Raw genomic sequence first — 11,738 nt, 5'->3', positions numbered from 1 at the left:
CAACACCACATACAAAGCGTGCAGCGAAGCGCTAACGTGTCAGCATTGGGCTATGCTGCAGGGCTGCGTAAACCGGTGAACGACCTATCACGGGGAGCGCTGGTGGAGGACATCGTCTTCACCATCGCCATAACCGCTGTTCAGGCCAAGCAAGTGGAAGACGCCAGAAAAGCCTGATCTTGCCCGGCCTTACCTAGTCAACACCCATAAAAAAACCAGCCCGTTATTGTTCATAACGGGCTGGTTTTTTTGTTAGCGCTTTATACTATTCTAACGATCATCGCTTCAAGCTCTTCTGACGCGCTTTTTTGGGCTTACCTCCGCCCTTCTTTTCATCGTTGTCTTTTTTAACTTTTTGCCGCGGCGTCATCCGGTCCACTTTATGGGCAAACGGGTTTTCACTGGAGCGAAACTCGAAGCGGATTGGGGTGCCGGTTACCGCTAACACCTTGCGGAAGCTATTCTCGAGGTAACGTTTGTAAGCACCGGGCAAAGAGTCTGTCTGATTGCCGTGTACCACAATCGTCGGCGGATTGGAGCCACCCTGGTGAGCGTAGCGCAGCTTAATACGACGGCCATGAACCATGGGCGGCTGGTGCTGAGCAATCGCATCTTCCAAAATCGTAGTCAAACGATTGGTTGGCCATTTTGCCATAGCCGATTCGTAGCAGGCGTTGACCGACTGGTACATCACACCCACTCCAGAGCCGTGCAACGCCGAAATGTAATGCTTGTCGGCGTAATCCAGAAAGTCCAAACGCCGGCGAATCTGTTCCTTTACTTTGTCACGGTCTTCGCCGTTCATGCCATCCCATTTATTGATAGCAATCACCAACGAACGGCCGGCACTTAGCACGAAGCCCATAAGATGCATGTCTTGGTCGACCAACCCCTCGCGGGCGTCAATCACCAAAATCACCACGTGGGCGTCGTCTATGGCCTGCAAGGTTTTGATGATCGAGAACTTTTCTACCACCTCTCGCACATTTTTGCGCCGCCGCACCCCAGCCGTATCAATCAGGGTATATTCCTGGCCCAAGCGCTCGTAGGGAATATAAATGCTGTCGCGGGTGGTACCTGGCAGATCGTAAACTACAACGCGCTCTTCACCGAGCATCCGGTTTACAAGTGTCGATTTGCCCACGTTGGGGCGGCCCACGATACCGATGCGAATGCCGGGGTGATTATGCGCCCCGTCTATATCTGCATCTTCCTCCGGCGTCGGCAACAAAATTTCCAACATAGATCGAACGCCGCGATTGTGGGATGCGGCAATGCGAAATTGGGATTGAAAACCCAGTGCATAAAAATCCGATGCTACCAGGTTTGGATCCTGGCCATCGGTTTTGTTAATCACCAGGTGAGCCTGCGTACCCGATCGGCGCAGCTGATCAGCAAGTACCTGATCACCGGGCATTACACCAGCGCGGCCATCCACAATAAACAGAACAATGTCGGCTTCTTCAACCGCCTGCAAAGACTGCTTGGCCATCGCGGCGTCAAGCCCGAGCTCGTCGCCCATCAAGCCGCCGGTATCAATGACAATAAAGCGCTGATTTTCGTAATTGCCTTCACCGTATTTACGGTCGCGGGTCAGTCCCGGAAAATCGGCGACCAGTGCATCCCGCGAACGGGTCATCTGGTTAAACAATGTGGACTTGCCCACGTTGGGGCGGCCCACCAGGGCAATTACTAGGTTCATAGTGTTTCACTACTCAAAAAAAATGTCATTCGCTACTCACAAAAGAAGTCGGCCCGGTTTGAGAGCCGGGCCGCGTGTGGCGTCAGTTTTTCGATTGCAACCTATAAGCGGCGAGTTTACCGCCATTGCCGAAGATCAGCAGATTACCATTACTCAGGCGCTGGGCCGGTACGCGGATACCGTCACCATCAAATTTCATCTGCCCTACCAGCTCACCACTTTCCTGGGACACCACGTGCAGGTAACCATCAAAGTCACCCACCACCAGGTAATCGTCGAAGGGCACTGGCTGGGTCAGCTGGCGCCAGGCCAGTTTATCTTGGGTCCACAGGCCACGGCGATCGGACCCACGCATAGCAACCAGGTCGCCGTTAGCAGACGCCAGAAAAATGTTGCCATTACTGACCATTGGCGAATACAGGCTGGAGGCTGCCTTGCTCCAGATCTCATTGCCGGTGCGCAAATCAATCAGTGCCAGCTTGCCCTGATAGCCCACCGCCAGAATCGTGTTTTCCAGCACCAGAGGCTGGCTGGTAATGTCGACCAAGCGCTCAAGCTCGGTACGGCCCTGGGGCGCACCTACCTCGTACTGCCACAGCGGCTGGCCAGATTCTGTAGACAGAGCCAGCAGTTTGCCGTTGGCAAAGCCGCTTATTATAACGTCAGCACCTACCAGCGGCGGCGCTGCGGCACGAACCGACAAGGCCGGCACAACACTGTCATATTGCCAACGTTTTTCACCGTCAGCAGCATTGAATGCCAGCACGCGGCCGTCGGTGGTTTGCACAACCACCAGACTGCCATTGGACTGCGGTGCCGACAGAACTTCAGTCGGCAGTGACGCGCGCCAAAGCTCGCTGCCGTCTTCCCGCGACAGCGCCAGCAAATCGGCATCACGGCTCACCAGATACAATTGACTGGCATCGCCGCCAACACCGGCAAAAATCCGGTCTTTCACCGAATTTTCCCAGATCTGTTTGCCGGTTTCTGCGTTTAGGGCGAGCAACTCTCCGTCAGCCGATGCGGCGTACACAACGTCGCCGGCGTTCAGCGGTGCCAGGTACAGAAATTCGTCGTCATGGCCGTCACCCACCGTAACGTTCCAAACCCGCTCAAATGACACCTGCTGGTTAACATCAGGCAATTGAGCGGGCTGTTCAAACGTATCGTTGGCGCTGCAACCAATCATAAGAGTGGCTGCCATAAGCACCACAGCACTGGCGCGCAGCTGCCGGAAACATGCGCTTAACGTCACGCATCACCCCCGACACCCAGATCCGCCAGTTTGAGTTGCAGAACGCCATTGCGATTCTCTTCGCCCTGTTCGCGCGCTGCCAGATAGGCATCACGCGCCCCGTCCTGATCACCTTTCGCGAGCAAAATATCACCGCGCAATTCGGCAAACCTGGCACCAAAAGCGTCACTGTCTTTGGCACCGTCAATGGTGGCCAACGCAGCATCATAATCTTCCAGAGCCATTTGGGCTTGCGCCAGCCGGCTGCGCACAACCAAAGCCAGAGGCTGAGTCTCCACCGCTTTATCCAGTGCCCACTGCAAGGATTCAACAGCGCCTTCGGCGTCATTGTTCTGCATGAGCTGAACCCGAGCCAGCATTAAATTGGCGTAAACCGCGTAAGCGCTGTCGGCATGCTCATCGCGCAGGGTCTTAGCCACGAAAGCGATGGTGTCGGCGCTGGTTTCATCTTCGGTGCCAAAGGCGTTCATCAGAGTGACAAACTGGCTGGCGGCCTCGGTACGCTGCTCGGCCTGCTGGTTTTGCCACGCCTGCCAGCCGAACACAATCGCCAGGGCCGCACCAATACCAATCAGCAGCGAACTACCGTTGTTTTTCCACCACTGCTTGATCGCTTCAACCTGTTCTTCATCTGTACGCAATTCGGCCATGATAACTCCTGTTATAAATTAGAAACGGCGCTTTTAAAAAATTAGTGCGACAGCGCCTGCGCCAGAGCCTCGGCAACCTGCTGCCGAGGGAATTCTTGCTGGGGCTCGTCTGTACGCAAAGATTTAAGGCCAACACTCTGATTCTGAAGCTCGTTATCACCAAGAATGAGTGCATAACGGGCGCCGCTTCGATCGGCTTTTTTCATTTGGCTTTTAAAGCTGCCCGCACCGCAATGGCCAATAATGATGTAGCCCGGCAGCTGGTCCCGCAGTTCTTCAGCAAGAAGCAGCGCTGGCGAAACCGCCTGATCGCCCATGGCGGTAACATACACATCGGCCTGATTGTTGACCGACTCGGGTATCAAATTAAGGGTTTCTAACAGCAGGATAAGACGCTCCACGCCCATGGCAAAACCAACGGCGACCGTGGGTTTGCCGCCTAACTGCTCTACCAGCCCATCATAGCGGCCACCGGCGCAAATCGTACCTTGGGCACCCAGGCTCTCTGTGATCCACTCAAATACCGTCTTGCCGTAGTAGTCCAGGCCGCGAACCAGCGCCGGATTCACCGTATACTCTATCCCGGCGGCGTCCAACAACTGCTTCAGGCGTTCAAAATGATCGCGAGATTCGTCGTCAAGCCAGGCGTCTAGTTTTGGTGCCTGCTCCAGAACCTTACGGGTAGCCGCACTTTTACTGTCTAGAATCCGTAAAGGGTTGCTTTCAAGCCGGCGCTGACTGTCTTCATCGAGCTCGGCTTTGAATTGCTGCAGGTAGGCAACCAACGCCTCACGATAGTTTCGGCGGGCTTCAGCGGTGCCAATCGAGTTGATTTCGAGACGCGCATGGTCAGCCAAACCAAACGTTTTCCATAAGCGCGCCGTCAGCATAAGAAGTTCTGCGTCTATGTCTGGCCCAGCCATACCAAAACATTCAACACCCACCTGGTGAAACTGGCGGTAACGCCCTTTCTGCGGGCGCTCGTAACGAAACATCTGGCCGGTGTACCACATCCGCCGGGTTTGGTTGAACAGCAGGCCGTGCTGTTCGGCCGCACGCACGCAACCAGCAGTACCTTCAGGCCGCAGAGTCAGGCTGTCGCCGTTACGGTCGTCAAAGGTGTACATTTCTTTTTCAACAATGTCGGTCACTTCACCGATAGAGCGCTTGAACAGGTCGGTCTGTTCCACAATCGGCATACGGATTTCCTGGTACCCGTATTGCCCCAACACCTTGCGCACCGTTGCTTCGACATATTGCCAGACTGGAGTCTGTTCGGGCAGGATATCGTTCATCCCGCGAATTGCCTGAATCTTAGCCAAGTTGAACCCTTAAACGTCTCTATGGTTGGTGCAATGGCGCTGCGCCAATGCATTGTCTACCTGTTGTGGCTGTTGTCATCGATAGGTGTTATCGATAGGTGTTATCGATAGGTGTAACCGTATTCGTTGCATGTCAGTCAGCGGAACGGGCAATAATGGCTTTTTCGGTTTCCTGACGGCGAGCAATTTCTTTGCGAATCAGACGCTCAAGATCGTCAGTCAAATTTGCGTTGTCCAATTTCTGCTGAGGCTTACCATTCATATAAAACAGGTTTTTCGGGCTGCCACCGGTCAAACCAATATCGGCCTCTTTGGCTTCGCCTGGGCCGTTCACGATACAACCAATAACGGCCACATCCAGAGCCTCCTTTACGTCTTCCAAACGCACTTCCAGATCGTTCATGGTCTGGATAACATCGAAATTCTGCCGCGAACAACTGGGGCAGGCAATAAAGTTAATGCCGCGGGAGCGCAAGCGCAAACTTTTGAGTATGTCGTAGCCAACCTTAATTTCCTGCACCGGATCTGCTGCTAGCGATACACGGATAGTGTCGCCAATACCATCCATCAACAATAGACCAAGCCCGATAGACGACTTCACAGTACCGGAACGGAAACCGCCGGCTTCGGTGATGCCTAGGTGCAAAGGCTGGTCAATCTGCGTGGCAATCTTGCGATAGGCTTCTACCGTCATAAACACTTCGGACGCTTTGAGGCTGACCTTAAAATTCTGGAAGTCGTGGCGGTCAAGAATATCGACGTTGCGCATGGCAGATTCCACCAGTGCGTCTGCATTAGGCTCGCCGTACTTACGCTGCAGGTCTTTACTTAGCGAGCCTGCGTTAACGCCGATCCGAATTGGAATATTGCGGTCGCGGCAGGCACTGATGACCGCGCTGATGCGGTCTTCCCGACCAATGTTACCCGGGTTGATGCGTATGCAGTCAACGCCCAGTTCGGCCACCCGTAACGCGATCTTGTAATCGAAATGAATATCGGCAACCAGCGGAACACCCGCGCGGGCGCGAATACGGCCAAACGCTTCTGCGGCTTCCATTGACGGCACAGACACGCGGACAATATCGGCACCGGCGTCTTGAAGGGCCTGTATCTGCCCCAGCGTTGCCTCCACGTCGCAGGTTTCAGTGTTGGTCATACTCTGGACGGCAATCGGCGCGTCGCCACCCACTGGCACATTGCCCACCATAATCTGGCGGGATTTACGTCTTTTAATCGGAGATTCGTGCTTCATTTGGGAGAACCCATCTGTGAAAACCAAAAGTATCGGCGTTTACGTTGAGCTATTAATTCAAAGCCAAAACAAACTCGGCGCGATTACCAACAATACCTTTACTGCCAAGATCGACCGGGGCGCCTTCAAAGCGCATGGCCCCTATCGCATTAGCGGCACCAATCACCAGGCGAATGTCGGTTTCGCTGCGCAAATCAATGCGGTCGCTCTGGCGTTTCAGACCGCTGGCCAGGCTTCTGCCGTACGCATCTCGAATCTGAACCCAGCAATCATCAATAAATTCAATTTCCAACCGGCCCCGGTTATCGGCAACTTGGGGTGCCTCTTCTGCATCTAACGTCGAAAGATCATTGTCGACGATAGCAGTCAAATTTCCTACTGTCTGCGATGGCGAAGACCCCGAGCCGTCAGCCGGAGCCTCGCCGTCAGAAAAAGTTCCTGTGCCTGCCGCTATAAGCGGTTCTAGCGCACCCTCTGCGTTCGCGGGCGAAGCCGACACATCGCCATCACTCGTTTCGTTTGGCAGAAAATTATCTGGCGTAGATTGTGTTGTTGAGTCATCGTCGGTGCTACTTACGGCACCGTTTAAACCACTCTCTAAAGCATTCTGTTGTGCTGTGTCACCGGTGAATGCGCCGGCGCCCGGCAAATTCGCCAACTGCGAAGGACTGTAAATAAACGCAAATATCAAAAAGCCCAATACTGCCAGCGCGACCAGCCAAAATGCGGTTTTGGCTACACGGCGTTTTTTGCACCGCCGGCGTTCTATGTCAATTAACGGATTTGCAGCTTTAGCCTGTGCCTGCTCCTCGCGCATGGGCTCCAGCTCCCGGTTAAGGTCGGCAATCAGGGCGTTACCATCCAAGCCTACTTGGCGCGCATAAGCGCGTATGTAGCCTTTCAGGAAGAGCTCTGTATCAATCAGCTCATATTTGCCATTTTCGATGGCCTGGATAATGACCGGGCGAAGATGCTGGGCTTCGGCCACTTCGACGACACTAAGCCCTTTTGCTTCGCGGGCTTTTTTTAACTGCGGGCCCACCGGCCGATTGCCAGGGGCAGCTTGATTCTCTTCATTGGCCATTAGACATCAGTACCTTGTATTGCCGGAGTTCTGCTGATTCGGGGAAGTTGTTCCGCAACATTAACGCCAAACTGGCCTCTTGGTCACGTTTGTCCAGCAGGCGGGCAATGCGAACTCCCACCAACAGGCTTTCAGATGAGTGCTGCAAGCGGTCACTGCGCTGCATTATAGTTAGCAGCTGACTGTAATAGAAGTCGGCTGCTTTCACATCACCGGTTTCTAGCAGCACTCGAGACAATGCCAGCAAATTTTTAGGATCGCTGCGTGCCAACTCGGTGGCACGGCGATAGCTGCTAACCGCAGCTGGAAAATCACCCAGCTGCTCCTGAGTCATTCCCAGGTTGAAAAAAACGGAACCTCGATCCCGATAACCGGTGTCGCCAGAGGCCTTGGCAAACTGATCGCGTGCCTGCTCCATTCGCCCTTGGCCATACAAAAAAGCGCCATAATAAACGTTGGCGCGGGTATTTTTTGAATCGGCGGAGATCGCGCGTCTGAAATTGCTTTCAGCCAGTTCGGGTTCACCCTCGTTGGCGAAAACAAGGCCCTTTGCGGCTAACGCCGGCGAATTATTCGAATCAATTTCCAGAGCTCGGTCCAAGTGATGACGGGCTCGCTCAAAATTTCCTTGGCCGATGTACGCTGATGCCAACTGAACGTAATCTGCCAATGCTTTTTGGCGGTCGGCTTCGCGGGCAAAACGGCTGTCGGTGGTCGTCACACAGCCCGACAACATCGCTGCCACCAGCATCAGCGACATCATAAAACGGGCACCGACAAACTGATTTACCATAGCCGTGAACTCATCCTGAAGCTGCTATTGGAGAAGGCCTGCCACATCCACAGCCGGGTATTTACGCTGAAACCTGTTGCACCGCAATGTAGCGAGCGCTGCGGCGGGTTCGGTCTTCCACCTTGCCCACCAGCTGCCCACAAGCAGCGTCTATGTCATCGCCACGGGGCATACGTACGGTCGCAATGTACCCTGCCTCGTTCAACACCGTCTGGAACCGTCGGGTGGCATTCATGCTCGGGCGTTCATAACCACTTTCCGGGAACGGATTGAATGGTATCAAGTTGATCTTACACGGCAAACCACGCAGAACCTCGGCCAGTTCTCGCGCTTGATCGACATGATCGTTCACACCAGCCATCAAAGTGTATTCAATCGTTGCCTTGCGTTTGTCTGGCAGACGGCTTAAATAGCGGCGGGTAGCGGCCAGCAACTCTGCTATTGGGTACTTTTTATTTATAGGAACTAATTGGTTACGCAATTCATCATTTGCGGCGTGCAAAGAAATAGCCAATGAAACATCGGTAACCTCACCCAGTTTGTCGATCGCTGGAACCACGCCCGACGTGCTCAAGGTTACCCGGCGCTTGGAAATGCCGTAGGCCAAGTCTTCCATCATCAGGTTCATGGCGTCTACGACGTTGTCGAAGTTCAACAAAGGCTCGCCCATGCCCATCATCACCACGTTGGTAATCGGACGATCTGGGCCCGGAGCATAGGGCATGAACGTTTTGCGCGCAGCCCACACCTGCCCAATAATCTCGGCAGAGGTCAGGTTACGGTTGAAGCCTCTCTTACCCGTTGAACAAAAACTGCAATCCAGACTGCAACCAATCTGTGATGACACGCACAGGGTGCCACGCTCACCGTCAGGTATCAGCACGGTTTCTATGTTGTTGCCGTTGTCCATGCGCATCACCCATTTACGGGTGCCGTCTTTGGCCAATTCGTCGTAGACCACTTCCGGGCCACGTACTTCGGCAATCAGCTTGAGCTTGTCCCGCAGGGGCTTGCTCATATTGGTCATTTCATCGAAGTCACCCACACCACGCTGGTGAACCCACTGCAGCACCTGAGTAGCGCGAAAACGTTTTTCCCCCAGGGACTCAAAATAAGCCTCAAGCTTGGCTTTGGGCATTCCCAGAAGATTTGTTTTTTCAGCGGGTGCTGTCATTATATAACCTCAATCGAATAACCATTCCGGGTGCAGCAACGCCGCCCCCGGTGAACAAAATCAGCCGCGCGGGCAGATTTCGTTATCATTGAAAAAATAAGCAATCTCGCGCTCTGCGGAAGCCGCCGAGTCCGAGCCGTGGACCGCGTTAGCATCAATAGACGATGCAAAGTCGGCGCGGATGGTGCCAGCTTCCGCTTCTTTCGGATTAGTCGCACCCATCAGGTCACGGTTTTTCAAAATGGCGCCTTCGCCTTCCAAAGCCTGAACAACCACTGGGCCAGACGTCATAAACGCAACCAGGTCGTTAAAGAACGGACGCTCTTTGTGCTCGGCGTAAAAGCCTTCAGCCTGGTCTTGGCTCAGGTGCATCATTTTTGCTGCAACAACATGCAGATCCGCATTTTCAAAACGGCTGGTGATTTTGCCGATTACATTTTTCGCAACGGCATCAGGCTTGATGATCGACAGCGTGCGTTCATTTGCCATGGTGATTCTCCATTAGAGGTTAGATAAAAAACGAGCCTGCAATTATACGCAGTCACGGGGCCGGTGCCTACCGCGCAGACCGCAGCCGGCCAACAACATCAATAATTTGTGCCGCCGCAAAGTCGACTTCTTCGCCGCTGGTATACCGGCCAAATGAAAACCGTAGCGCACAGTGAGCCTGCTTATCGTCTAGCCCAATACCCCGCAAGACATAAGACGGATCGAGTGTCGCCGATGAACAGGCGGAACCGGAAGACACTGCCAATTCACGCAGGCCCAGCATCAGGGTTTCTGCATCAACGCCCGCGAACGACAAATTGATAATGCCGGGCACTCGCAGTTTGGCGTCATCATTGGATTCACTGCCGTTGAGACCGGTATTAAGACTCCCGTTTAGAGAAACCCCTTCAAGCTCTGCCAGCGCCCCAAGAAAACGCCCACGCAGCTGTTCCAGCCTGGCACTGTCGGCAGAAAGGCTGTCTGCCGCCAACTCAAACGCTTTACCCATACCCACAATTTGATGCGCCGGCAGGGTGCCAGAGCGCATGCCGCGCTCATGACCGCCACCGTGAATCTGCGCTTGAATACGCACATCCGGAGAGCGTCGCACGTAAAGCGCGCCTATCCCTTTGGGGCCATAAACCTTATGCGCCGACAGCGACAGCAAGTCGGCGTTCAAGGCCTTTACATCCACCGGTATTTTTCCGGGGGCCTGGGCCGCATCAACATGAAAAAGCACACCGCGGCCGCGCAGTTGGGCGCCAATGGCCGCAATGTCACTAATGCTGCCCAATTCGTTGTTTACCAGCATCAGGCTCACAAGCACGGTCTCTGGCGTCAGCGCCTCAACCACTTGTCCAACGTGAATACGCCCACAGGCATCAGGCTTCAGCCAGGTAACCTTCACGCCCTGCTCCTGCAGCCAGCCACAGGTATCCAGAACGGCTTTATGTTCGATCATGGAGGTAATAATGTGGGGAGCATTGTGCCCGGCCACCGCGCCTTTAATCGCCAGATTGTCAGACTCGGTCGCGCCAGATGTCCATACGATCTCGCGGGGGTCGGCGTTAATCAATGTTGCCACCTGGCGGCGTGCAGTTTCTACCGCCGCTTCGGCCTGCCAGCCATAACCATGGGTCCGCGAGGCAGGGTTACCAAAGACGCCATCCAATGTCAGGTAACGCATCATTTCTTCGGCGACGGCGAAATCTGCGGGCGTAGCGGCCGCATAATCGAGGTAAACGGGTTTCTTCATGGTGTTAAAACCAGACTTAAACCGGAGCCTGTTCGCTTAGCAGCCGGGTGTTGATCGTTTCAAAACCTGCAGCGCTCTGGCGCAGATTTTGGCGGTCCGCCACTTGGCGGATTTCACGTTTTTCCATCAGGTCGTTCAAGCTAATGTTATCCAAAAACTGATGAATCTGCTCGCTGAGGTCAGACCATAGGTGATGAGTCAGGCATTTCTCGCCGCTCTGACAATCGCCCTTGTTGCCACAGCGTGTGGTATCAAGTGACTCGCTGACCGCCTCTACCACCTCTGATATAAAAATGGCATTGGCGCCGCGACTCAGGCGATAACCACCACCCGGGCCGCGAATGCTGGCCACCAAGTGCCTGCGCCGCAGCCGCGAAAATAGCTGTTCCAGATACGACAGGGAGATTTCCTGGCGGGCTGATATGTCAGCGAGCGTAACCGGCCCGTGGTCACCGTGCAGTGCAAGGTCTAGCATAGCGGTTACCGCATACCGGCCTTTTGTTGTCAACTTCATAAACTCCGCCCCGCGATGGGAATTGACCTCGATTCGCAAACACAAGTATGAATTGACCTACTAATTCAGTCAAGTATTCAGCGGCTATCCTTGGTGGGCTCGCTTGCATTCTTTTTGGTGCCCTCTTCGGCACTCTCTTCGGCACTCTTTTTAGCGCTCTCGTGCGCACTGATTATACTACTCGCTTTGGTGCTCGGCTCGACCGCCGCCGCTGCAACCACTTTTGCGTCTTCGCGGGTTTTTTTGCG

Annotated in this window: 11 protein-coding genes and 1 pseudogene; 1 reads left to right on the top strand and 11 read right to left on the bottom strand. The window is 54.3% G+C overall.

What is annotated here, in order from left to right:
- A pseudogene (locus MELB17_RS24115) lies at positions 1–177 on the top strand (phosphate acyltransferase); the annotation flags it as partial.
- Positions 178–277: 100 nt separating this feature from the next.
- Here the strand turns inward: MELB17_RS24115 and der are convergent.
- The 11 genes from der to iscR form a co-directional block, all read right to left on the bottom strand.
- Positions 278–1,702, bottom strand: coding sequence for a ribosome biogenesis GTPase Der (gene der / locus MELB17_RS20275; RefSeq protein ID WP_007352219.1), 1,425 nt, complete (start codon positions 1,700–1,702; stop codon positions 278–280).
- Between the two features lie 82 nt (positions 1,703–1,784).
- Positions 1,785–2,906 carry an outer membrane protein assembly factor BamB gene (gene bamB / locus MELB17_RS20270; protein WP_264673254.1) on the bottom strand — a complete coding sequence of 374 codons (1,122 nt, stop codon included), beginning with the start codon at positions 2,904–2,906 and terminating at the stop codon, positions 1,785–1,787.
- Between the two features lie 47 nt (positions 2,907–2,953).
- Entirely contained in the window at positions 2,954–3,607 is a 654-nt protein-coding gene (locus tag MELB17_RS20265; RefSeq protein ID WP_007352217.1) for a YfgM family protein, read from the bottom strand.
- 41 nt (positions 3,608–3,648) lie between these two features.
- Positions 3,649–4,929, bottom strand: a complete 1,281-nt coding sequence (gene hisS / locus MELB17_RS20260; protein WP_083796440.1) for a histidine--tRNA ligase — start codon at positions 4,927–4,929, stop codon at positions 3,649–3,651.
- A 133-nt stretch (positions 4,930–5,062) separates the two neighbouring features.
- A complete protein-coding gene (ispG, locus tag MELB17_RS20255; RefSeq protein WP_007352215.1) occupies positions 5,063–6,181 on the bottom strand; it encodes a flavodoxin-dependent (E)-4-hydroxy-3-methylbut-2-enyl-diphosphate synthase in 1,119 nt (372 codons plus the stop codon).
- Between the two features lie 52 nt (positions 6,182–6,233).
- Entirely contained in the window at positions 6,234–7,265 is a 1,032-nt protein-coding gene (locus MELB17_RS20250; RefSeq protein ID WP_007352214.1) for a RodZ domain-containing protein, read from the bottom strand.
- Positions 7,255–8,058 (bottom strand): type IV pilus biogenesis/stability protein PilW, encoded by an 804-nt coding sequence (pilW, locus tag MELB17_RS20245; protein ID WP_007352213.1) that lies wholly within the window; start codon positions 8,056–8,058, stop codon positions 7,255–7,257. The genes MELB17_RS20250 and pilW overlap by 11 nt, the downstream gene beginning before the upstream one ends.
- A gap of 61 nt (positions 8,059–8,119) precedes the next feature.
- Positions 8,120–9,232: a 23S rRNA (adenine(2503)-C(2))-methyltransferase RlmN gene (gene rlmN / locus MELB17_RS20240; protein ID WP_007352212.1), complete on the bottom strand. Its 1,113-nt coding sequence runs from the start codon at positions 9,230–9,232 to the stop codon at positions 8,120–8,122.
- 60 nt (positions 9,233–9,292) lie between these two features.
- Entirely contained in the window at positions 9,293–9,721 is a 429-nt protein-coding gene (gene ndk, locus MELB17_RS20235) for a nucleoside-diphosphate kinase (protein WP_007352211.1), read from the bottom strand.
- A 67-nt stretch (positions 9,722–9,788) separates the two neighbouring features.
- Positions 9,789–10,976, bottom strand: a complete 1,188-nt coding sequence (locus MELB17_RS20230) for an aminotransferase class V-fold PLP-dependent enzyme (RefSeq protein WP_007352210.1) — start codon at positions 10,974–10,976, stop codon at positions 9,789–9,791.
- Between the two features lie 16 nt (positions 10,977–10,992).
- A complete protein-coding gene (iscR, locus tag MELB17_RS20225) occupies positions 10,993–11,490 on the bottom strand; it encodes a Fe-S cluster assembly transcriptional regulator IscR (protein ID WP_007352209.1) in 498 nt (165 codons plus the stop codon).
- Positions 11,491–11,738: the final 248 nt, after the last annotated feature.

The sequence above is a fragment of the Marinobacter sp. ELB17 genome (assembly GCF_000169375.1).
Lineage (GTDB): Bacteria > Pseudomonadota > Gammaproteobacteria > Pseudomonadales > Oleiphilaceae > Marinobacter.
The sequence above is the reverse complement of the archived record's forward strand: the minus strand, read 5'-3'. Positions and strand labels throughout refer to the sequence as shown.